The organism is Modestobacter versicolor, from assembly GCF_014195485.1.
Classification (GTDB): domain Bacteria; phylum Actinomycetota; class Actinomycetes; order Mycobacteriales; family Geodermatophilaceae; genus Modestobacter; species Modestobacter versicolor.
In genome coordinates, this window is sequence record NZ_JACIBU010000001.1 from 1,473,929 (window position 1) to 1,494,880 (window position 20,952).

The 20,952-nt window shown below is 73.1% G+C and carries 24 protein-coding genes; 16 read left to right on the top strand and 8 right to left on the bottom strand.

Annotation, left to right across the window (positions count from 1 at the left end; genetic code table 11):
- Positions 1-53 precede the first annotated feature (53 nt).
- Complete coding sequence (locus FHX36_RS07135) at positions 54-2,006, top strand: DEDD exonuclease domain-containing protein (protein WP_183513642.1); 1,953 nt, start codon at positions 54-56, stop codon at positions 2,004-2,006.
- On the top strand, positions 2,003-2,284 hold the full coding sequence (locus FHX36_RS07140; RefSeq protein ID WP_110551191.1) for an Lrp/AsnC family transcriptional regulator: 282 nt from the start codon (positions 2,003-2,005) through the stop codon (positions 2,282-2,284). The genes FHX36_RS07135 and FHX36_RS07140 overlap by 4 nt, the downstream gene beginning before the upstream one ends.
- Before the next feature lie 62 nt (positions 2,285-2,346).
- On the opposite strand, the gene trpD is transcribed toward FHX36_RS07140, so the two are convergent.
- A complete protein-coding gene (gene trpD, locus FHX36_RS07145; RefSeq protein ID WP_110551190.1) occupies positions 2,347-3,405 on the bottom strand; it encodes an anthranilate phosphoribosyltransferase in 1,059 nt (352 codons plus the stop codon).
- 5 nt (positions 3,406-3,410) lie between these two features.
- Positions 3,411-3,833 (bottom strand): ANTAR domain-containing protein, encoded by a 423-nt coding sequence (locus FHX36_RS07150; protein WP_110551189.1) that lies wholly within the window; start codon positions 3,831-3,833, stop codon positions 3,411-3,413.
- 134 nt (positions 3,834-3,967) lie between these two features.
- Between FHX36_RS07150 and ctaE the strand changes: the two genes are divergently transcribed.
- The 4 genes from ctaE to qcrB are packed head-to-tail and all read left to right on the top strand — an operon-like array spanning position 3,968 to position 8,293.
- On the top strand, positions 3,968-4,582 hold the full coding sequence (gene ctaE, locus FHX36_RS07155) for an aa3-type cytochrome oxidase subunit III (RefSeq protein WP_110551188.1): 615 nt from the start codon (positions 3,968-3,970) through the stop codon (positions 4,580-4,582).
- Positions 4,583-4,590: 8 nt separating this feature from the next.
- A complete protein-coding gene (gene qcrC / locus FHX36_RS07160) occupies positions 4,591-5,472 on the top strand; it encodes a cytochrome bc1 complex diheme cytochrome c subunit (protein ID WP_181428665.1) in 882 nt (293 codons plus the stop codon).
- On the top strand, positions 5,469-6,587 hold the full coding sequence (gene qcrA / locus FHX36_RS07165) for a cytochrome bc1 complex Rieske iron-sulfur subunit (RefSeq protein WP_110551187.1): 1,119 nt from the start codon (positions 5,469-5,471) through the stop codon (positions 6,585-6,587). The genes qcrC and qcrA overlap by 4 nt, the downstream gene beginning before the upstream one ends.
- Complete coding sequence (gene qcrB, locus FHX36_RS07170; RefSeq protein ID WP_110551186.1) at positions 6,587-8,293, top strand: cytochrome bc1 complex cytochrome b subunit; 1,707 nt, start codon at positions 6,587-6,589, stop codon at positions 8,291-8,293. Before qcrA ends, qcrB begins: the two co-directional genes overlap by 1 nt.
- A 553-nt stretch (positions 8,294-8,846) precedes the next feature.
- Here qcrB and FHX36_RS07175 read toward each other — a convergent pair.
- Positions 8,847-9,248 (bottom strand): cytochrome c oxidase subunit 4, encoded by a 402-nt coding sequence (locus FHX36_RS07175; protein ID WP_110551185.1) that lies wholly within the window; start codon positions 9,246-9,248, stop codon positions 8,847-8,849.
- Positions 9,249-9,281: 33 nt separating this feature from the next.
- Entirely contained in the window at positions 9,282-10,187 is a 906-nt protein-coding gene (gene ctaC / locus FHX36_RS07180) for an aa3-type cytochrome oxidase subunit II (protein ID WP_110551184.1), read from the bottom strand.
- 233 nt (positions 10,188-10,420) lie between these two features.
- Between ctaC and FHX36_RS07185 the strand changes: the two genes are divergently transcribed.
- From FHX36_RS07185 to FHX36_RS07200, 4 genes are read left to right on the top strand one after another with little or no spacing between them, the layout of a single operon-like run.
- Positions 10,421-10,786, top strand: a complete 366-nt coding sequence (locus tag FHX36_RS07185) for a metalloprotease (protein WP_110551183.1) — start codon at positions 10,421-10,423, stop codon at positions 10,784-10,786.
- A complete protein-coding gene (locus FHX36_RS07190) occupies positions 10,776-11,114 on the top strand; it encodes a DUF3817 domain-containing protein (protein ID WP_110551182.1) in 339 nt (112 codons plus the stop codon). Before FHX36_RS07185 ends, FHX36_RS07190 begins: the two co-directional genes overlap by 11 nt.
- A 36-nt stretch (positions 11,115-11,150) precedes the next feature.
- Positions 11,151-13,085 (top strand): asparagine synthase (glutamine-hydrolyzing), encoded by a 1,935-nt coding sequence (asnB, locus tag FHX36_RS07195; RefSeq protein ID WP_110551181.1) that lies wholly within the window; start codon positions 11,151-11,153, stop codon positions 13,083-13,085.
- Positions 13,082-13,330: a hypothetical protein gene (locus tag FHX36_RS07200; protein ID WP_181428664.1), complete on the top strand. Its 249-nt coding sequence runs from the start codon at positions 13,082-13,084 to the stop codon at positions 13,328-13,330. The genes asnB and FHX36_RS07200 overlap by 4 nt, the downstream gene beginning before the upstream one ends.
- A gap of 91 nt (positions 13,331-13,421) precedes the next feature.
- Here FHX36_RS07200 and FHX36_RS07205 read toward each other — a convergent pair whose 3' ends face one another.
- Complete coding sequence (locus FHX36_RS07205; protein ID WP_110551193.1) at positions 13,422-13,769, bottom strand: HesB/IscA family protein; 348 nt, start codon at positions 13,767-13,769, stop codon at positions 13,422-13,424.
- Between the two features lie 218 nt (positions 13,770-13,987).
- Here FHX36_RS07205 and FHX36_RS07210 point away from each other — a divergent pair, with 218 nt between their 5' ends.
- A complete protein-coding gene (locus tag FHX36_RS07210; RefSeq protein ID WP_110551180.1) occupies positions 13,988-14,596 on the top strand; it encodes a DUF3043 domain-containing protein in 609 nt (202 codons plus the stop codon).
- A gap of 81 nt (positions 14,597-14,677) precedes the next feature.
- Positions 14,678-15,661: an aldo/keto reductase family protein gene (locus tag FHX36_RS07215; RefSeq protein ID WP_110551179.1), complete on the top strand. Its 984-nt coding sequence runs from the start codon at positions 14,678-14,680 to the stop codon at positions 15,659-15,661.
- Here FHX36_RS07215 and FHX36_RS07220 read toward each other — a convergent pair.
- A complete protein-coding gene (locus FHX36_RS07220; RefSeq protein ID WP_110551178.1) occupies positions 15,658-15,870 on the bottom strand; it encodes a hypothetical protein in 213 nt (70 codons plus the stop codon). The two genes, FHX36_RS07215 and FHX36_RS07220, sit on opposite strands and share 4 nt — an antisense overlap.
- Before the next feature lie 183 nt (positions 15,871-16,053).
- Between FHX36_RS07220 and FHX36_RS07225 the strand changes: the two genes are divergently transcribed.
- From FHX36_RS07225 to FHX36_RS07235, 3 genes are read left to right on the top strand one after another with little or no spacing between them, the layout of a single operon-like run.
- On the top strand, positions 16,054-16,332 hold the full coding sequence (locus FHX36_RS07225) for a DUF3618 domain-containing protein (RefSeq protein WP_258372617.1): 279 nt from the start codon (positions 16,054-16,056) through the stop codon (positions 16,330-16,332).
- The gene (locus tag FHX36_RS07230; protein WP_110551176.1) at positions 16,329-16,601 is read left to right on the top strand and encodes a DUF4235 domain-containing protein; all 273 of its coding nucleotides are present in this window, start codon (positions 16,329-16,331) and stop codon (positions 16,599-16,601) included. Before FHX36_RS07225 ends, FHX36_RS07230 begins: the two co-directional genes overlap by 4 nt.
- 29 nt (positions 16,602-16,630) lie before the next feature.
- Positions 16,631-17,806 (top strand): YihY/virulence factor BrkB family protein, encoded by a 1,176-nt coding sequence (locus FHX36_RS07235; RefSeq protein WP_110551175.1) that lies wholly within the window; start codon positions 16,631-16,633, stop codon positions 17,804-17,806.
- Here the strand turns inward: FHX36_RS07235 and gcvT are convergent.
- Entirely contained in the window at positions 17,803-18,921 is a 1,119-nt protein-coding gene (gene gcvT, locus FHX36_RS07240; protein WP_110551174.1) for a glycine cleavage system aminomethyltransferase GcvT, read from the bottom strand. The two genes, FHX36_RS07235 and gcvT, sit on opposite strands and share 4 nt — an antisense overlap.
- 86 nt (positions 18,922-19,007) lie before the next feature.
- Here gcvT and FHX36_RS07245 point away from each other — a divergent pair, with 86 nt between their 5' ends.
- Positions 19,008-20,525: a leucyl aminopeptidase gene (locus tag FHX36_RS07245; protein ID WP_110551173.1), complete on the top strand. Its 1,518-nt coding sequence runs from the start codon at positions 19,008-19,010 to the stop codon at positions 20,523-20,525.
- Positions 20,526-20,590: 65 nt separating this feature from the next.
- Here the strand turns inward: FHX36_RS07245 and FHX36_RS07250 are convergent, their stop codons facing one another.
- A complete protein-coding gene (locus tag FHX36_RS07250) occupies positions 20,591-20,941 on the bottom strand; it encodes an oxidoreductase (RefSeq protein WP_181428663.1) in 351 nt (116 codons plus the stop codon).
- Positions 20,942-20,952: the final 11 nt, after the last annotated feature.

Below are 20,952 nucleotides of genomic sequence, written 5' to 3' on the forward strand. Positions count from 1 at the left end.
CACCCGGCGTGGCCTCCCCGGGACTGTCGGACCCCCGACCTAGCGTCCGCTGCGTGCCGTCCCACCCCTCGCTCCCGCCGTTCCCGCCGGCCGCTCCCGCAGCCGGTTCACCCGCGGACTGGCGGCACGTGGCGCTGCCGCGACCGGCCGAGGTGGAGCGACCGCGGTTCCACCAGGCGACCATCGACGACCTGGGCACCCCGCTGGCCGACGTCACGTTCGTCGTGGTCGACCTGGAGACCACCGGTGGCTCGCCCAAGGACAGCGCGATCACCGAGATCGGTGCGGTGAAGGTGCGCGGCGGCCAGGTGGTCGGCGAGTTCCAGACGCTGGTCGACCCGGGCACCGAGATCCCGCCCTACATCAGCGTGCTGACCGGGATCACCTCGATGATGGTCGCCACGGCGCCCCGGATCGACGCGGTGCTGCCGGCCTTCCTGGAGTTCGCCCGCGGCACCGTGCTCGTCGCGCACAACGCCCCGTTCGACCTGGGCTTCCTGAAGGCCGCCTGCGAGGCGAGCGGGGTCCTGTGGCCGGCCTTCGCCTCCGTGGACACCGCCGTCCTGGCCCGGCGGCTGCTCACCCGCGACGAGGTGCCCAACTGCAAGCTGGGCACGCTGGCCCCGTTCTTCTCCACCACCACCCAGCCGTGCCACCGCGCGCTGGCCGACGCCCGGGCCACCGTCGACGTGCTGCACGGCCTCTTCGAGCGCCTCGGCCCGCTGGGCGTCACCTCGCTGGAGGAGCTGACCGGCCTCACCCGCCAGGTCGACCCGCAGCGCCGGCGCAAGCGGCACCTGGCCGAGCACGTGCCCACCGGCCCCGGGGTCTACGTGTTCCGCGGCCCGCGCGACGAGCCGTTGTACGTCGGCACCTCCACCGACCTGCGCAGCCGGGTCCGCAGCTACTTCACCGCCGGCGAGCAGCGCAGCCGGATGACCGAGATGGTCGCCCTGGCCGAGCGGATCGAGGCGCTGCCCTGCGCGCACGACCTGGAGGCCGCCGTCCGCGAGCTGCGGCTGATCGCCGAGCACAAGCCGCGGTACAACCGCCGGTCCCGCTTCCCCGAGCGCGCGCTGTGGGTCCGGCTCACCGAGGAGGTCTTCCCGCGGCTGTCGGTGGTCCGCCGGGTCCGCCCCGGCGCCGGGGTCTTCCTCGGGCCGTTCCCCGACCGGCGGGCCGCCGACGCCGCGGTCGCCGCCGTGCACGAGGCGCTGCCGCTGCGGCAGTGCACCTCGCGGCTCTCGCTCACCGTGCTCGGCACCGCGTGCGCCCTGGCCGGGATGGGCCGGTGCGGTGCGCCGTGCACCGGCGCGCAGAGCCGCGAGGAGTACGCGTCGGTCGCCGCGGTCTTCGCCGCCGCCGTCGCCGCCGACCCCCGGGACCTGGTGTCCCCACTGCTCGCCCGCGTGGAACGGCTGGGCGCGGAGGGCCGGTACGAGGACGCCGCGGTGCTGCGCGACCGGGTCGCGGTGCTGGTCCGCGCGGTGCGGCGCCGGCAGCGGCTCGAGTCGCTGGCCCGCGTGCCCGAGCTGGTGCTCGCCCGGCCCGACGGCGCGGGCGGGTGGCAGCTGTCGGTGGTCCGCCGCGGCCGGCTGGTGGCCGCCGGGGTGGCCGAGCGCGGCCGCTCGGTGCGGGCGTACCTGGCCGACCTGCGGGCCACCGCCGAGACCCCCGACGGCCCGCCGGACGAGCTCGCCGCGTCGGTCGACGAGACCGAGCTGGTGCTGCGCTGGATGGAGAAGCCCGGCACCCGGCTGGTCGACGTCACCGGCACGCTGGCCAGCCGCACCCCGGGCACCGGGCGCTACAGCGAGTTCCTGGCCCGGGTCGACGCCGGCCGGGCCGACCGCGACCCGTTCGGCGACTCCCGGTCGCTGAGCACCCGCGCGCAGCCCGACCGGGTGGTGCCCGGCCAGCCCGAGCCGCGGCCGGGCCGCCGCGGCGCGGCCCGGGTGGCGGGGCGGCGCGGCCGGGTGGCCACCGGGCTAGCATCCCCGGCGTGATCACCGCCATCGTGATGATCGATGCCGCCACCGACTCGATCGGTGAGGTGGCCGAGGCCGTCGCCGCCCTGCCCGGGGTCAGCGAGGTCTACTCGGTCGCCGGGGACGTCGACCTGGTGGCGCTGGTCCGGGTGCACGAGTTCGAGGAGATCGCCCAGGTGATCGCCGGCCGGATCAACAAGGTCCCCGGGGTGCTCGACACCGCGACCCACATCGCCTTCCAGGCCTACTCCCGGCACGACCTCGAGGCCGCCTTCTCGATCGGCTTCGAGCAGTAGGAGTTCCCCGCTCCCCCACGCTGCGCGAGCCCAGCGCAGGGCCCTGGACGGGGCGATGGCCGTCAGGCGCCGAGTTCCGCCTTGGCGGCGCGGCTGACCCGCACCCACTCGTCGAGCTTGGCGGCGGCCCGGCCGTCGTCGACGGCGGCCGCGGCCCGCTCCAGCCCGGCACCGAGCGCATCGTGCAACCGGGCGCCGCGCTCGTCGAACGCCGCCAGCGCCGCAGCCGCGTTGAGCAGCACCGCGTCCCGCACCGGACCGCGGTCGCCGGCCACCAGCCGGCGCACCACCTCGGCGTTGACCTCCGGTCCCCCACCGCGGAGCGCCCCTGGCTCCGCGACGGGCAGCCCCAGCGCCGTCGGGTCCAGGCGCTCGGCGACCACCTCGCCGTCGCGGACGACCCAGACCGCCGACGTCGTGGTGGTCGTCAGCTCGTCGAGGCCGTCGTCGCCGCGGAAGACCAGCGCGCGGGTGCCGCGTGCCGCGAGCACCTCGGCGAGCACCGGCGCCATCCGGGTGTCGGCGCAGCCGATCGCGGCCGCCACCGGCCGGGCCGGGTTGGTGAGCGGGCCCAGGAAGTTGAAGACCGTGCCGATGCCCAGCTCGCGGCGCGGCACGGCGGCGTAGCGGAACCCCGGGTGGAAGACCGGGGCGAAGAAGAAGCCGATCCCGGCGTCCCGGACGCACCGGGCCACCGCGGGCGCCGGCAGGTCGATGACCACGCCGAGCGCCTCCAGCACGTCGGCGGTGCCGGACTTCGAGGACGCGGCGCGGTTGCCGTGCTTGGCCACCGGCGCCCCCGCTGCCGCGGTGACGATCGCGGCCATCGTCGAGATGTTGACCGTCTGCGCGCCGTCGCCGCCGGTGCCGACGATGTCCACGCAATCGACCGGCAGCGTCACCGGCGTGGCCAGCTCGACCATCGTCTCGGCCAGGCCGGCCACCTCGGCCGGCGACTCGCCCTTGGCCCGCAGCGCGACCAGGAACCCGGCCACCTGGGTCGGGCTGGCCTCGCCGGTCATCACCTGGCGCATCGCCCAGCGGGTGTCCTCGGCGGCGAGGTCCTCACCGCGGAGCAGCCGGTTGAGCAGGCCCGGCCACGTGGGGCTGGTGGCCGCCACGCCGGTCAGCGGCGGACGACGGGGCGCTGCGCGATGCGTTCGCGCAGCAGGCCCGCCACCACGTCGGCCGCCGTGAGCGGGTCGACGGGGTAGGCCAGGGTGGCGTCGGCCAGCGACCAGTGGGCCAGCCAGCGGTCGGCCTGGCGCGCGATCAGCACCACCAGCGCGGGGCAGTCGGCGATCTCGTACTTGAGCTGGCGGCTGATGCCCATGCCACCGGTCGGCTGGGCCTCGCCGTCCAGCACGCACAGGTCGATCCCGCCGGCGTCGACGGCGGCGACGACCTCGTCGCCGGCGGCGCACTCCACGTACGTGAGAGGACCCACATCCGGGGCCGGCGACCGGCCCAGCGCGGTGCGGACGGCGGCGCGGACCTCGGCCCGCTGGCTGAAGACCAGCACGGTGGCCGGTGCGGCGTCGACGCTCACCCGGGCGAGCCTAGTGGCTCGGGGTACCCCGCACGACGCCGCGTCACACGACGTCGTCCGGCGGCTCCGCGCGGGCGCGCCACGCCCACCCACCCCACGTCGTGGGACGGCTGTCCCGATGCCATGATGAGCCCGTGACAACGGCCCCCGTGGCGAGCAGCACCTTCGACACCTCGCGGGTGCACTCCCTGACCCGACCGAACATGGTCAGCGTCGGCACGATCGTCTGGCTCGCCAGTGAGCTGATGTTCTTCGCCGGCCTGTTCGCCATGTACTTCACCGCGCGCGCGCGTGCCACCGACGGCTGGCCGCCCGAGCCCACCGAGCTGAACGTGCCGTACGCGCTGTTCTTCACGCTGATCCTGGTGCTCTCGTCGGTCACCTGCCAGTACGGCGTGTTCGCGGCGGAGATCGGCAACGTCTACGGGCTGCGCCGCTGGTTCACCATCACCTTCGTGATGGGCCTCGCCTTCGTGCTGGGTCAGGCCTTCGAGTACCGCACCCTGGTCACCGAGCACGGGACGACGATCGCGTCGTCCTCCTACGGGTCGGTCTTCTACCTGACGACCGGCTTCCACGCGCTGCACGTCATCGGCGGTCTCATCGCCTTCGTGTTCGTGCTCATGCGGTCCACCATGGGCCGATTCACGCCTGCCCAGGCCACCTCGGCCATCGTCGTGTCGTACTACTGGCACTTCGTCGACGTCGTCTGGGTCGGTCTCTTCATCACGATCTACCTGATCAAGTAGGGAACCGGGTGTCCACTCCGATCGCCGACTCCGAAGCCGCTCCCGAGGGCGGCCGTCGCGGGCTGCTGCGCCGCCGTCCGGCTGCCGGCACCCCGGCCGCCGCGGCCCGGGTGCGCCGCCGCTCCAAGCAGCGCCGCCGCCTGGCCAACGTCGCCGGCCTGATGGCCGCGCTCGTGCTCACCGGCGTCGGTTACTCCGCGCTGGCGCCCGGCGCCAGCGCCGCCGACGACCCCACCGGCAACCCGTCCAACGCCGTCGAGGCCGGCCGGGAGCTCTACACCCGCAGCTGCATCACCTGCCACGGCGCCAACCTCGAGGGCGTGACCGACCGCGGTCCCTCGCTCATCGGTGTCGGCGAGGCCGCCGTCTACTTCCAGGTGCACACCGGCCGCATGCCGCTGGTCCGCCAGGAGGCGCAGGCCGCCGAGCGCCCGCCGATCTTCTCCGCGGAGCAGATCGAGCAGCTGATGGCCTACATCCAGGAGAACGGTGGCGGCCCCACCCTCCCCTCGGGTGACCTGCGCGCCGGGGACGTCGCCGAGGGCGGCGAGCTGTTCCGCCTCAACTGCGCCCAGTGCCACAACTTCGCTGGCGAGGGCGGTGCGCTCTCCTCCGGGAAGCGGGCGCCGTCGCTGGGCGAGGCCAACGACATGACGATCTACACCGCCATGCTGTCCGGCCCGGAGAACATGCCGGTCTTCGGTGACAACCAGCTGTCGCCGGAGGAGAAGCGCTCGATCATCAACTACGTGCAGACCCTCAAGGCGCAGGCCGACCCCGGCGGCGCCGGCATCGGCCGGGTCGGCCCGGTCGCCGAGGGCCTGGTCATCTGGGTCGTCGGCATCGGCGCCCTGCTGTTCGGGATCTTCTGGATGGGGACCAAGGCGTGACCACGAACGACCACAGCCGCCCCGGCTCCGGCGGCGGTGACGACGAGCCGGGCCAGCTGCACGGCGGCCCGGACGACGACTACACCCCCGAGCAGCTCGCGGCGATGGACCGCACCGAGCTCGACCGGCTCGGTGCCCGCTACGACGGCGTCGAGGTCCTGCACGTCGAGCCGGCCGCCCCGGCCGGCTCGCCGCTGGAGAAGAAGAACACCCGGCTGGTCACCAACTGGTTCCTGCTGGCCGCGCTCTTCGCCCTCGCCTTCGTGGTCATCTACGCCGGCTCGGGCTGGTTCCTCCCCGACTGGGAGTGGACCGTCGAGTCCGAGACCTGGAGCAGCATCTACACCCCGCTGCTCGGCCTGACCTTCGGCGCCTCGATGATCTCGGTCGGCATCGGCCTGGTCCTCTACGTCAAGAAGCTGCTGCCGCACGAGACGGCGGTGCAGGACAAGCACGACGGCTCGCACTTCGACCGGGTCACCACCGGTGCGACGCTGATGAGTGGCCTGCACAACTCCGGCCTGCCGCGGCGCAAGGCGCTCAAGGGCGCCCTGGGCCTCCTGGGCGCAGCGTTCGGCGCGATGCTGCTGGCCCCGCTGGGCGGCTTCATCAAGGACCCGAACAAGGGCAACCCGCTGGGCACCACCCCGTGGGCCGAGGGCCTGCGCCTCCTCCGCGACGACGGCACGCCCGTCCGCCCCGGCGACCAGACCCCGGGTTCGCTGGCCACCGTGTTCCCCGAGGTCGAGGGCGGCAACAAGGCCTACGACGCCGCGGTCATGCTCATCCGGCTCCGCCCCGAGCAGCTGGAGACGCTGGTCACCCCGGAGGGCCAGGAGGACTTCGGCTACGGCGACTACGTCGCGTACTCGAAGATCTGCACGCACGCCGGCTGCCCGGTGTCGCTCTACGAGCAGGAGACCAGCCGGATCCTGTGCCCGTGCCACCAGTCGCAGTTCGACGTGACGAAGGGCGCCATGCCCATCTTCGGGCCGGCCACCCGCTCGCTCCCCCAACTCCCGATAACCGTGGATGATGAGGGTTACTTCGTGGCGGTCAGCGACTTCCGCGAGCCCGTCGGACCGTCGTACTGGAACATGGGGAGGCTCGGCTGATGGCCACCAACACGGTGCCCGGCCCGAGGGTCGGCCAGCCGACCTCGCTCGCGGGGAAGGCGGCCTTCGAGGTCGATGACCGGCTCATCGTCGCCGGTCCGGTCCGCCGCACCCTGAACAAGGTCTTCCCCGACCACTGGTCCTTCCTGCTCGGGGAGATCGCGCTCTACTCGTTCATCGTCCTGCTGCTGTCGGGCACGTACCTGACGTTCTTCTACGACGCCTCGATGCGGGAGATCGTCTACGACGGCTCCTACGCACCGCTGCGCGGCATCGAGATGTCGGCGGCCTACGAGTCGACCCTGGACATCTCCTTCGACGTCCGCGGCGGCCTGCTGATCCGCCAGATGCACCACTGGGCCGCGCTGCTGTTCGTGGCCTCGATCGTGGTGCACCTGCTGCGCATCTTCTTCACCGGTGCGTTCCGCCGCCCCCGTGAGACCAACTGGTTCATCGGCATCGGTCTGCTGGTGCTGGCCCTGCTCGAGGGCTTCGCCGGCTACACCCTCCCCGACGACCTGCTCTCCGGCGGTGGGCTCCGCATCTTCTCCGCGGTCTTCCTCTCCATCCCGGTGATCGGGACGTGGGTGTACTTCACCGTCTTCGGCGGCGACTTCCCCGGCGAGCTGATCATCGGCCGGCTCTACATCCTGCACGTGCTGATCATCCCGGCGATCCTGCTGGCGCTGATCGCGCTGCACCTGCTGATCCTGGTCAAGCAGAAGCACACGCAGTTCCCCGGCGCCGGGCGGACCGAGCACAACGTGGTCGGCAACCGGCTGTTCCCGACCTTCGCCGGCAAGGCGACCGCGCTGCTGTTCATCGTCTTCGGCCTCTGCGCCGCGCTCGGTGGCCTCGTGCAGATCAACCCGATCTGGCTGCTCGGTCCCTACAACCCGGCCCAGGTGACCGCCGGGTCGCAGCCCGACTGGTACATCGGCTTCGTCGACGGCGGCGCCCGGATCTTCCCGCCGTGGGAGATCGACCTGTGGGGCTACCACATCCCGCCGGTCCTCTGGGGCGCCCTGGGCATCCCGGGCCTGATGTTCGGTGCGCTCGCGCTCTACCCGATCCTCGAGCGCAAGCTGACCGGTGACACCGCGAGCCACCACCTGCTGCAGCGTCCGCGCGACGTGCCGGTGCGCACCTCGATCGGCGCGATGGCCATCACCGCCTACGTGGTCCTCTGGATCTCCGGTGGCAACGACCTGATCGCCGACAAGTTCGACATCAGCCTCAACGCGATGACCTGGTTCGGCCGCATCGGCTTCCTGGTGCTGCCGCCCATCGCCTACTGGGCGACCTACCGGATCTGCCTGGGGCTGGAGCGGCACGACCGCGAGGTGCTCGAGCACGGCATCGAGACCGGCGTCATCCGCCGGCTGCCGAGCGGCGAGTTCATCGAGGTCCACCAGCCGCTGGGCCCGGTCGACGAGCACGGCCACGGTCAGCTGGCCTACGGCGGTGCCTCGGTGCCCAAGAAGATGAACCAGGTCGGCGGCGCCCGTCGCGCGGTCAAGGGCTTCTTCAAGCCGATCGAGGTCCCGGCCGAGGTCCAGCGGCAGGCCGAGATCGAGGCCCGCGGCCTCGAGGCCGAGCGCGCCGACCGCGAGCTCACCGGCTCGGGCCGTCCGTCCGAGGGTGGTCGCCCCTCCGAGGGCGGGCGACCGTCCGAGGGTGGTCGACCGCAGGCACCGAGCGACTGACGCAGCACTCAGCACCACCCAGCAGGGGCCTCGGCGGCATCGTCCGCCGGGGCCCCTGCTGCGTTCTGGGGTGAGCCACCTCCCGCCGGCGGTCGCCACCGTCGCACCCCTGAGGCCCTCGGTGAGCCCCCCGACGCCCCCGGGTCGCCGAGGTGCGCCTGCGCGCGGTGCCCCCGTGTCGCCGCTGCCCCACGACCCGCACCTCGGCAGCCTCGGCCGCGGTCACCCAGGCACCCAGGCACATCTCCACCGAGCCCCGGGCCGGATGCCGAGCTGCGGCTGGACGTGGTGTCTCGCGCCTCGGATGCCGCATCGGCCCGCATCTCGGCGCCCGTGCGGCCGCGTCAGTGGCTACCGCCGCCCGGCCCTCCCCCCGCCAGCCACGACGTGCCTGATCGCGGTGTCCCGCTCCTGGGCTGCCGCGGCGGCACCCCAGCACGACCTGCATCGCCGTCCTCGGCGGCGCCGACCGGCGGTCTCAGCCGGGCCCAGACGCACGACGGGGCCCCTCCCGGGTGGGAGGGGCCCCGTCGTGGACGAGTGGTGCTCGGGCTCAGCTGTGCGCGTTCTGCCCGACGTAGTACTCGAAGAGCAGGCCACCGATGGTGAGCAGCAGCGCGGCACCGGCGATGACGATCAGCCACGGGTAGTAGAACGCCAGCGCCAGGCCCATCACCGCGGCGGAGAGCGCCAGGCCGAAGGGCCAGTAGCTGGCCGGGCTGAAGAAGCCCAGCTCGCCCGCGCCGTCGGCGATCTCGGCGTCCTTGCTGTCCTCGGGCCGGGCGTCGATGCGCCGGCTGACGAACCAGAAGAAGCCACCGATGAGCGCGGTCAGCCCGGCGGAGAGCGCCAGCGCCGTCGTGCCGATCGGCTCCTTGGACCAGACGCCGTAGACGACGGCGGCCGCGATGCAGAACACCGCGATCAAGTTGAAGATGAGCGCTTCGACCTTCACGGCCGGTCCTCCTGCTGCTGCGGGGTGGTCTGGTCAGTCATCCGAGGCCGCGGCCTGCTCGCGCTCGCCCTCGAACGGCGTGGTGGAGGTCGAGGCACCCGGCTGGCCGATGCTCTCGAGCGCGTCGTAGGTCGACAGACCCTCTTCACGGGCGGCCAGGTAGTCCTCGAAGTCGTCGGCGCTGACCGAGCGGACCTCGAAGTTCATGAACGCGTGGTAGGTGCCGCAGAGCTCGGCGCAGCGGCCGACGTAGGCACCCTCCTCGCGGACGGTCACCTCGAAGACGTTGTCGCGGCCGTTCTCGTTGCCCGGGATGACGTCGAGCTTGAAGAGGAACTCCGGCACCCAGAAGGAGTGGATGACGTCGGCCGAGGCCAGCTCGAAGCGGATCGTCTGGTCGGTGGGCAGCACCAGGATCGGGACCTCGTCGCTGGAGCCCACGGTCGAGACCGGCTCACCGCCGTTGTCGTCGGTGGTCTCCGGGTAGACGAACTGCCAGTTCCACTTGAAGGCGTTGACGGCGACGGTGACGTCGGGCTCGTCGCTGCGCTCCTGCACCTCGTTCTGCGTGCTCACGGTGAAGAAGAACAGCACCGCGATGATCACGAACGGGATGATCGTGTAGACGACCTCGAGGGGCAGGTTGTAGGCGGTCTGCCGGGGCAGCTCCGCGTCGTCGCTGTTCTTCCGCTTCCGATACCGGATCGCGGCGTAGGCGATGAGGATCCACACCGCGATGCCGACGACCAGGGCGGCGATGGTCGAGCCGATCCACAGGTCGTGCATCGCGTGGGCCTCGTCGGTGATGCCCTCGGGCCACCCCCAGCTGAGCCAACTGCCGCGCATGTCGCACCCGCTGAGCGTCAGAGCCCCCAGGAGACCGAGCCCGGCGACCTTCGCCAGCTTGCTGCGTCGAGCCACTGCCCGCTGCCTCCTCATCCCCCGCGTGGCGGCACCACGCGGTCTCCCCGGCGGGGCGGTCCTCGGTTGCCCGACAGGCTCTGCCCACACCGACCACAGTCTCGCCGAGACTAGCCGACCGCGCCTGTCGTCCCCGGGGCGGGAGCACCTGCGCGGCGGGTCGCCGACCGGCCGGCGCGGGAGCACACCGCGACCCGGCTCACCACCTGGGACGACGGCGCCCCACCGACCCCGGCAGCTACAGTCGGGACGTGTACCGACGCCTCCTGACCTGGCGCTGGGTGCTGATGCACCTGCTGGTCGCGGCGCTGTTCGTCATGACCTTCTTCCTCGGCGCGTGGCAGCTGGGCAAGGCCGAGGACGGCGGCGGCGCGGTCAACTGGAGCTACGCGCTGCAGTGGCCGCTGTACGGGTTCATGGGCCTGGGCTTCTACCTGCGCATGGTGCGCGACGAGTGGCGTCGCGACCCCGCGGACGACGAGCCGGGCACCTCCGTCGTGCTCTACCAGCGGCCGCGGATCGACACGACCGGCGACCCCGAGCTCGCCGCGTACAACGCCTACCTGGCCGAGCTGAACGCCAAGGCCCTCGGACAGAAGGTGAACGGTGGCCGCTGACACCTCCACCCTGGCGCCGCGCACCGCCTCCGCGCTGACCCGCTACCGGGTGATGGCCTACGTCGTCGGTGTGATGCTCGTCGTCCTGGTCTTCGTCGCCGTGCCGCTGAACTACCTGGCCGACGTCCCCGAGGTCTCCGCGGTCGTCTCACCGATCCACGGCTTCCTCTACATCGTCTACCTGGTGACCGCCTTCGACCTGGCGCTGAAGGCCCGCTTCACCGCGAAGGGCACCGTCCTGGTGCTGCTGGCCGGCGTCGTCCCCTTCGTCTCGTTCTGGGCCGAGCGGCGGGTGACGGCGCGCGTGCGCGCCGGCCAGCCGCTCTGACCGACCCCACCACCTGACCCCGGGAGACCTCCCCGCATGTGCGGACTGCTCGCCTACCTGTCCACCGACGCCGAACGGGTCGACGAGCAGACGGTCTCCGGGGTGCAGCACGCGCTGCGCTGCCTGCGGCACCGCGGCCCCGACGACCGGGAGCTGTGGTCCGACGGGCACGCGGTGCTCGGCTTCAACCGGCTGGCGTTCATCGACATCGAGGGCAGCCCGCAGCCGATGCCCTACGCCGAGGGCCGGTACCGGATCGTCTTCAACGGCGAGATCTACAACTACCTGGAGCTGCGCGAGGAGCTGAAGGCCGCCGGCGCGACCTTCGCCACCGAGGGCGACACCGAGGCGATCGTCGCCGGCTACCACCTCTGGGGCGAGGCGGTCGTCCCGCGGCTGCGCGGCATGTTCGCCTTCGTCATCTGGGACACCCTGACCGGGACGGCGTTCGGCGCCCGCGACGCCTTCGGCATCAAGCCGCTGTTCACCGCCCGCCTGGCCGACGGCGGCCTGGTCTTCAGCTCCGAGAAGAAGGCCCTGCTGGAGCTGCTCGGGGGCAGCGCCGCGGCCGGCGGCGTCGACGCGGCCTCGCTGCAGCACTACCTGACCCTGCAGTACGTCCCGGAGCCGGCGACGCTGCACCGCGGCATCCGCCGGATCGAGAGCGGCACCAGCTTCACCGTGGTCGACGGGGAGCTGCACACCGCGCGCTGGTTCCACCCGCGCTTCGACGCCCAGCCGGTGCGGCCGGGGTCGGAGCAGGCCCTCTACGACCGGATCGCCGAGGTGCTCGACGACTCGGTGGCCAAGCACATGCGCGCCGACGTCACCGTGGGCTCGTTCCTGTCCAGCGGCATCGACTCCACGGCGATCGCGGCCCTGGCGCACAAGTACAACGACGACCTGGTCACCTTCACCGTCGGCTTCCAGCGGGAGGCGACCTCGGAGGTGGAGATCGCGGCCGAGTCGGCGGCGATCCTGGGCGTGCGGCACGTGCCGGTCGAGGTCACCGCCGAGGAGTTCGCCGCCGCGATCCCCACGGTGGTCTGGTACCTGGACGACCCGGTCGCCGACCCGGCGCTCGTGCCGCTGTACTTCGTCGCCCGCGAGGCCCGCAAGCACGTCAAGGTGGTGCTCTCCGGCGAGGGCGCCGACGAGCTGTTCGGCGGCTACACGATCTACCGGGAGCCGATCAGCCTGGCCTGGGCGTCGAAGCTGCCGGCCGCGGGCCGCCGGGCGCTGGGCGGGCTGGCCCGGCTGGTGCCCGAGGGGGTGCGCGGGCAGGACCTGCTCCGCCGGGCGTCCATCCCGCTCGAGGACCGGTACTACGGCAACGCGCGCAACCTCAACGCCGACGAGCTGGCCCAGCTGCTGCCCGGCCGCGACCCGGACCTCTCGCACGTCACGGTCACCGAGGCGCTCTACCGGCAGACCCGCGAGGCGGGCTACGACGACGTCACCGCGATGCAGTACGTCGACCTGTTCACCTGGCTGCGCGGCGACATCCTGGTCAAGGCCGACAAGATGACGATGGCCAACTCCCTCGAGCTTCGGGTGCCGTTCCTCGACCCCGAGGTGTTCGCGCTGGCCAGCAGCCTGCCGCTGGAGATGCGGGTGCCCCGGCGCGGCGACGCCACCAAGTTCGCGCTGCGCCAGGCGATGCGGCAGATCGTGCCGCCGAAGATCATGAACCGCCGCAAGCTGGGCTTCCCGGTGCCGACGGCGGAGTTCCTCGCCGGCCCGCTGCACCAGTGGGCCCGCGACATCGTCACCTCCAGCCAGACCGACGAGTGGCTCGACCGCGACCACGTGCTCGGGCTGCTGGACCGGCTCCGCGACGCCGAGGTGCCGAGCAAGCGGATCGCCCGGCAGGTCTGGGAGGTGCTGGTCTTCATGGTCTGGCACGGCATCTTCGTCGAGGAGCGGATCCACCCCGAGATCCCGGAGCCCGTCTACCCGGTCCGGCTGTGAGCCGCCGGCGGGCGGTGGCGGTCGCGCTGGTCGCCGCCGGGCTGCTCGCCGGCTGCTCGGGCGAGGAGGACGCCGACCCCGCGCCGTCCTCGACGTCCCAGGCACCGTCGTCGGCGCGGACTCCTCCCCCGATCTCGCCGCGGACCACGGTCACGTTCTCCCCGGGCAGCACCCTGCCCGGGACGGTGACCCCGCCGCCCGGCTCGGGGCTGCCGGTCCCCGTCCCGTCCGCTCCGGAGAGCTGAGCCCGGACGCGACGAGGCCCGGCACCCCTCGCGGGGTGCCGGGCCTCGTCACTGCTCTACCGGCCCTCCTGCAGGGCAGGAGAGTCCTCGCTCAGTGGAACGAGTCGCCGCAGGCGCAGGAGCCGCCCGCGTTCGGGTTGTCGATGGTGAAGCCCTGCTTCTCGATGGTGTCGACGAAGTCGATCGTCGCGCCGCTGAGGTAGGGGATGCTCATCCGGTCGACGATGACCTCGGTGCCACCGAACTCGAAGGTCTGGTCGCCGTCGAGGAAGCGCTCGTCGAAGAAGAGCTGGTAGCGGAGACCGGAACAGCCGCCGGGCTGCACCGCGATCCGCAGCCGCAGGTCGTCGCGGCCCTCCTGCTCCAGCAGCGTCTTCACCTTCGACGCGGCCGGGTCGCTGAGGATGACGCCGGTGGCCTGCGTGTCCTGCACGGTCATGTTGTGGTCCTCCCACACTCGAGGGTGTCCTGCTCGACCCGTCGTGGAGTGGGACCCCACGCCGGTCGGAACACTGACGGCCAACACCGCCGTGGCGGAGCTGCTTCCCACTGTACGGCGCGAGAGCGCCCGGAGGGAGCACGCGACCCCACCTGGGGAGGACACCGGGCCCCGGAGCAGCACCGGGAGGGCACCCGCGCCACGTAGACTCCCGACCCGTGAAGCTCCGCCTGCCCGGCCGCCGTCCCGCCACCGACGTGGCGCCGGACCCCGCCACCGACCTCACCGCGCAGCTGACGCCGGCGGGCGGCAAGGGCCGGCCCACTCCGAGGCGCAACGAGGCCCAGGGCCGCCGCAGCGGGCCGGTCCCGCCGCCGCCGACCACCCGCAAGGAGGCCTACAAGCGGCAGCGCGAGCAGCAGGCCGCCGGCCGGGGCAGCGCCCGCGAGGCCGCGGCCCGCGGCGACGAGAGCTCGCTGCCCGCCCGCGACCGGGGCCCCCGCCGCAAGCTGGTGCGCGACATCGTGGACGCCCGGCGCAACGCCGGCAGCTTCTTCCTCGTGGTCGCCGCCCTGGTGCTGCTGGGCTACTTCATCCCGAACCCGGCGGTGCAGAGCTACACCGTCTTCGTGTGGTTCGCCTTCTTCCTGGTGATCATCGCCGACTCGTTCGTGCTGGGCCGCAAGATCAAGCGGATGGTCAACGAGCGCTTCCCCGACCACCCCGAGTCGATGCGCACGCTGATCTGGTACGGCGTCAGCCGGGCCACGATGATCCGCAAGTGGCGCTTCCCCAAGCCGCAGGTGGCGCAGGGCGCGCAGGTGTAGGACCCCCTCGTCCCGCGCGGGCCGGGCCCCTGCGCCGGGGCCGTCCGGTGATTAGCCAGGCTGACGACTAGCGTCTCGACCGTGCAGACTCGACGCCTCGGCCGCTCCGGCCTGACCATCTCCGAGATCGCCTACGGCAACTGGCTCACCCACGGCAGCCAGGTCGAGGAGGACGCCGCGCACGCCTGCGTGCGGGCCGCCCTCGACGTGGGCATCACCACCTTCGACACCGCCGACGTCTACGCCGGCACCAAGGCCGAGTCGGTGCTCGGCCGCGCCCTGGCCGGCCAGCGCCGCGAGGGGCTGGAGATCTTCACCAAGGTCTACTGGCCCACCGGTCCCGGCGCCAACGACCGCGGGCTCTCCCGCAAGCACATCACCGAGAGCTGCAACGCCTCGCTGAAGCGGCTGCAGACCGACTACGTCGACCTCTACCAGGCGCACCGGTACGACTCCTCGGTGCCGCTGGAGGAGACGATGACCGCCTTCGCGGACCTGGTGCGCCAGGGCAAGGTCCTCTACCTCGGGGTCTCCGAGTGGCGGGCCGAGGAGATCGCGGCCGCCGCCGAGCTGGCCCGCGAGCTGAAGGTCCAGCTGATCAGCAACCAGCCGCAGTACTCGATGCTGTGGCGGGTCATCGAGGCCGAGGTGGTGCCCACCAGCGAGAAGGAGGGCATCTCCCAGATCGTCTGGTCCCCGCTCGCGCAGGGCGTGCTGACCGGCAAGTACCTGCCGGGCCAGCAGCCGCCGGCCGACAGCCGCGGCGGCCACGCCACGGTCGGCGGGTCGATGCAGAGCTACCTCACCGACGACGTGCTGACCCGGGTGCAGCAGCTCAAGCCGATCGCCGAGGAGCTGGGCCTGTCGATGGCCCAGCTGGCGGTGGCGTGGGTGCTGCAGAACCAGAACGTGGCCGCGGCGATCATCGGCGCCAGCCGGCCCGAGCAGGTGCACGACAACGTGAAGGCCGCCGGCGTCGAGCTGCCGGCCGAGGTGCTGACCCGCATCGACGAGGTCCTCGGCGACGTCGTCGAGCGCGACCCCGCCAAGACCTCGCGGGGCTAGCTGGCGGCCAGGCCCATCGGGCCGTAGACCCGCTCGCCGTCCTGCTGGAGCGTGACCGTCGCGACGCCACGCTCCAGCAGGTCCCGCCAGGCCTCGCCCAGCCAGGACTCCGCGTCGCCCTGGTTGTCGTGCTCGGGCACCTCCACCCCGAGCGCGGCGGGGTCGACGGGCGTGCCCGAGGGGTCTTCCAGCTGCCAGGTCCAGCTCATGGCGGCGAGGCTAGCGAGGTGCGCTCCGCACGGCAGTGCCGGGCGCCGCGACACCCGCGATCTTGGTTTACCCGGTCCGGGCAACGGGGCATGGCACGGGACGTCGGGCACTCTGCCCACCCCGCTCCCCCGAGCCCGCGGAGGACCCATGAGCCAGCCCACCCCGGGCACCGGCGCGTCCCGGTGAACGGCCCGGACGAGCGTCGGCCGGCCGACGCTGCCGCCCCGGCCGACCCCGACGCGATCCGCGCCGAGATCGAGGCGACCCGCGAGCAGCTGGCCGCCACCGTCGACGAGCTGGCCCACCGCCTCGACGTGCCCTCCCGGGCCCGCGAGCGCGTGCTGCGCACCCGGGACACCGCGGTGGAGACCTACCGGGAGAGCCCGCCCGCCGTGCTGGGGGCCGCCGCTGCCCTGGTCGCGGTGGTCGTGGGGATCGTCGTGTGGAGGAGGAAGCGATGAGCAAGGGCGCCAAGATCGCCTACCGGCCGATCGGGCTGATCGGGAGCCTGGTCGCCAGCTCGATCGCCGCGACGCTGTTCCAGGTCGTGTGGAAGAAGGTCGCCAAGGCCGACGACGCCCCGACCGCGATGCAGAGCGAGTACCGGCTGCGCGAGATCCTGATCGCCTCGGCCCTGCGCGGCGCGATCGTCGCCGTCGTCAAGGCCCTCGTCAGCCGGGGCGGTGCCCGCGGCTTCACCAAGCTAACCGGCGCCTGGCCCGGCGACTGACCCAGGCCCACGAGCGGAGAGCGATCACCATGGTCGACACCGGACGCCCCGGCAGCGCCGTCGAGCGGATCCAGCAGCGGGTGCAGGAGAAGGCAGAGCGGCGGGCCGCCGCGCGGGTCGCCGAGGACCGCGCGGACGACGCCCCCGCCCGGACCGGCGCGTCATCGGCGACGTCGGTGCGCACCGCCGAGCGGGAGGCGGCCCGGCCGCGCCCGGAGGTGCCGTCGGAGGCCGAGCTGCCCGGCGTGGACGCCGAGAAGCCGACCGACATCCCCGCCCGCGGCTGGAAGCAGATCGTCAAGCGGGCCTGGGCGGAGAACAGCGCCGACAACATGCCCATCATCGGTGCCGGCGTGGCGTTCTTCGCCTTCCTGGCCCTGTTCCCCGCGCTGATCGCCACGATCTCGCTCTACGGCCTGGTGGCCTCACCCGAGACGGTCGCCCGGCAGATCGAGTCGCTGTCGGACCAGCTGCCGGCGGAGGCGCAGACGCTGATCGCCGACCAGCTGACCGCCATCACCGAGAACAGCGGCGGTGCGCTGACCCTCAGCCTCATCATCTCGATCGCCGCGGCGCTGTGGAGCGCGGCGGGCGGCACGGGCAACCTGATCACCGCGGTGAACCTGGCCTACGACGAGGTCGAGACCCGCAGCTTCGTCAAGCGCAAGCTGATCGCCCTGGGGCTGACCTTCGGCGCGATCGTCTTCGTGCTGCTCACCATCGCCCTGATCGCGGTGGTCCCTGCCGTGCTCGACGCGTTGCCGCTCGGCGTGGTCGGCACGGTCCTCGCGCAGGTGCTGCGCTGGGTGCTGCTGCTGGCGGTCATGGCGGGTGCGCTGTCGGTCCTCTACCGGGTGGCGCCGGACCGCGATGCCCCGAAGTTCCGCTGGGTCAGCCTCGGCTCGGTCGTCGTCACCGTGATCTGGGCGGTGGTCAGCCTGCTGTTCAGCCTCTACGTGAACAACTTCGGGTCCTACGACAAGACCTACGGCGCCATCGCCGGCGTCATCGTGCTGATGCTGTGGCTGCAGCTGACCGTCTTCCTGGTGCTGCTGGGCGCGGAGATCAACTCCGAGACCGAGCACCAGACCGCCCACGACACCACCGAGGGCGAGCCGCAGCCGATGGGCCAGCGCGACGCCACGATGGCCGACGAGCTGCCCGACCCGCCGGAGCCGGGCAAGAAGGAGAAGCAGAGGGCCTAGCGCACGTGGGAGGGGACGAACGGGGGACGGCGGACGACGACCGGCTGCGGCCGGCCGCGGACGTCGACGGCGACCTCGGTGCCCTCCCCCGCACCGGCGGCGGTGTCCAGCAGGGCCAGCGCGATCCCGGTGCGCAGCGTGGGTGAGAAGGTCCCGCTGGTCACCTCGCCGATGACGGCCCCGTCGGCGCCGAGCACGCTCATCCCCGGGCGCGGGATGCCCCGGCCGGGTGCCTGCAGCCCCCACAGCTGACGGGCCGGCCCGGCCGCCCGCTCGGCGAGCAGCGCCTCCCGGCCCCAGAACGCGTCCTTGGCCCAGCCCACCGCCCAGCCCGAGCGCGCCTGGTTCGGCGTGATGTCCACGCTCAGCTCGTGACCGTGCAGCGGGTAGCCCATCTCGGTGCGCAGCGTGTCGCGGGCACCGAGCCCGCACGGCCGGATCTGCTCCGGTTCGCCGGCGGCCAGCAGCGCGTCCCACAGCGCGCCGGCCCGATCGGCGCCGACCAGCAGCTCGTAGCCGTGCTCGCCGGTGTAGCCGGTGCGGCACACGGTGACCTCGTCACCGCCGCTGCCCGGGGTCCCGGCGAAGGACATGTAGCCCAGCGCGCCGGGCAGGCCGACGGCGGCGAGCACCTCGGCCGAGCGGGGGCCCTGCAGGGCCAGCACGGCGACCTCGGTGTGCCGGTCGGTGACGGTGACCCCGGCCGGGGCGGCCTCGGCGAGCCGGGCCAGCACCGCGGCGGCGTTGGCCGCGTTCGGCACCAGCAGGACGTCGTCCGGGCCGTGCAGGTAGACGATGAGGTCGTCGACCACTCCCCCGGCCCGGTCCTCGCCGTCGGGCAGGCAGCACAGCGTGTACTGCGCCTGGCCCGGCCCGATGCGCCCCAGGTCGTTGGTGAGGCAGGCGTTCACGAAGTCCGCGGCTCCGGGTCCGCGGACGGTCGCCGTCCCGAGGTGGGAGACGTCGAAGAGGCCGACCCCCTCGCGCACCGCGGTGTGCTCGGCGAGCACACCGCCGCCGGCGTACTCGATCGGCATGGACCAGCCACCGAAGTCGGCGAACTTGGCACCGGCCGCTGCGTGCCGGCCGTGCAGGGGGGACGTCGAGGAGCTCACGGCGGCGACGCTATCGGCCCTGCTGCAGCTTCCCGCCGCGAGCCTGCGAGCGGTGGGGGGCAGCGGGGTCCTTCTAGGATCGCTGCGTGCCGCCGACGATCTCCGCCACCGACCGCCCGCTCGAGAAGCTCTCCGCCGACGCCGTCGTCGTCGGTGTGGGGAAGGGCCCGAACGGGCTGCTGACCACCCCCGGGGCCGACGCGGTCGACCGGCTGCTGGGAGGCCGGCTGCTCGCCGCGCTCGCCGACCTGGGTGCCCAGGGCGCCGAGGACGAGGTCACCAAGCTGCCCACCTTCGGCCAGGGCCCGTTCCCGGTGGTCGCCGTCGCCGGCCTCGGCGCGCCGCTGCCCGGTGGCGGCTACGCCTCGGAGGCCGTCCGCCGCGCGGCCGGCGCCGCCAGCCGCGCGCTGACCGGCCGCGGGGCGGTCGTCACCCTGCTCGCCGCGGTCGGCGGTGCGCCGGACGCCGAGCGGCTGCACGCGGTCGGCGAGGGCTCGCTGCTGGGCGCCTACGAGTTCACCGCCTACAAGTCCGAGCTGCCGGCATCCCGCCCCACGCCGCCGGCCTCCTTCGAGCTGGTCGTCCCGGACGCCGGTGCGGCCAAGGCCCCGCTGGCCCGGGTGCGCGCCGTGGCCGACGCCGTCGCGCTGGTGCGCGACCTGGTCAACACCCCGCCGAACGACCTGTACCCGGCCGAGCTCGCCGCCCGTGGCGCGGCCGCCGGCAAGAAGGCCGGGCTGTCGGTCGAGGTGCTCGACGAGAAGGCCCTCGCGGCCGGTGGGTACGGCGGCGTCCTGGCCGTCGGCGGCGGTTCCTCCCGCGGCCCGCGGCTGCTCCGCCTGGAGTACAAGGGCAAGAAGGCCAGGACCAGCGTCGCGCTGGTCGGCAAGGGCATCACCTTCGACAGCGGCGGCATCTCGATCAAGCCCGCGCTGCACATGGAGGACATGAAGAGCGACATGGCCGGCGCCGCCGCCGTGATCGCCACCGTCTGCCTGGTCGCCGAGCTGGGCCTGCCGGTCGACGTGACCGCCACCGTGCCGATCGCGGAGAACATGCCCAGCGGCACCGCCTACCGGCCGGCCGACGTGGTCACCTTCCGCAACGGCCGCAAGGCCGAGATCACCAACACCGACGCCGAGGGCCGGGTCGTGCTGGCCGACGCGATCTGCCGCGCGGTCGAGGACTCCCCCGCGTACCTGCTGGAGACCTCCACCCTGACCGGCGCCCAGCTGGTCGCGCTGGGCACCCGCACCGCCGGTGTGATGGGCAGCGAGGACCTGCGCGACGCCGTGGTCGCCGCCAGCACCCGCAGCGGCGAGCCGATGTGGGCGATGCCGCTGCCGCCGGAGCTGCGCCGCGGGCTGGACTCCCCGATCGCCGACCTGGTGAACGCCAACGCCGACCGGATGGGCGGGATGCTGGTGGGCGGGCACTTCCTGGCCGAGTTCGTGCCGGCCGGGCTGCCCTGGGCGCACATCGACGTGGCCGGGCCGGCCTACAACACCGGCTCGCCGTGGGGCTACACGCCCAAGGGCGCCACCGGCGTGCCGGTGCGCACCCTGCTGGCCACGATCGAGGACCTCATCGCCGCAGCGAGCTGACGTCAGCGGCCACCCTTGCCGGGCCCGTGGCGAGCGTGCGGGTCGCGGCGCAGGGTGGCCCTCGTTCAGCTCAGCTTGCCGTTCTGGCGGGCACTCCAGTCGCGCATCCGCTGCGGGTAGCCGGTGACCTGGGCGTCGTAGACGGGCACGGCGAGGTCGCGGGACAGCTTCCGGGCCACGTCCGGCCCGGCGATGCGCCGGCGGGTCCACTCCCCGTCGGCGGCGACCAGCAGGATCGTGGTCTCGGTGACCGCGGTGCGCGGCTCGACGTACCCCTCGACGCCGCGCCGGGTCGCGACGAACTGCTCGAGGTGGGTGAGGTCGGCGGAGCCGGACGCGCGGTCCAGCGTCCCGCGCCGGTCGCCGCCTCCCCCGCCTCGTGGACGGCGTCCGCGCAGCCGGCTGAACAGCCCCATCTCCAGCTCCT

Excerpts from the sequence above, each read along its gene's own strand:
- FHX36_RS07230 (WP_110551176.1), top strand. The coding sequence starts at position 16,329 with ATGAGCAAGGGCGCCAAGATCGCCTACCGGCCGATCGGGCTGATCGGG.
- ctaC (WP_110551184.1), bottom strand. The coding sequence starts at position 10,187 with ATGAGGAGGCAGCGGGCAGTGGCTCGACGCAGCAAGCTGGCGAAGGTC.
- FHX36_RS07235 (WP_110551175.1), top strand. The coding sequence starts at position 16,631 with ATGGTCGACACCGGACGCCCCGGCAGCGCCGTCGAGCGGATCCAGCAG.
- FHX36_RS07220 (WP_110551178.1), bottom strand. The coding sequence starts at position 15,870 with ATGAGCTGGACCTGGCAGCTGGAAGACCCCTCGGGCACGCCCGTCGAC.
- asnB (WP_110551181.1), top strand. The coding sequence starts at position 11,151 with ATGTGCGGACTGCTCGCCTACCTGTCCACCGACGCCGAACGGGTCGAC.
- qcrB (WP_110551186.1), top strand. The coding sequence starts at position 6,587 with ATGGCCACCAACACGGTGCCCGGCCCGAGGGTCGGCCAGCCGACCTCG.
- FHX36_RS07205 (WP_110551193.1), bottom strand. The coding sequence starts at position 13,769 with ATGACCGTGCAGGACACGCAGGCCACCGGCGTCATCCTCAGCGACCCG.
- FHX36_RS07250 (WP_181428663.1), bottom strand. The coding sequence starts at position 20,941 with ATGGGGCTGTTCAGCCGGCTGCGCGGACGCCGTCCACGAGGCGGGGGA.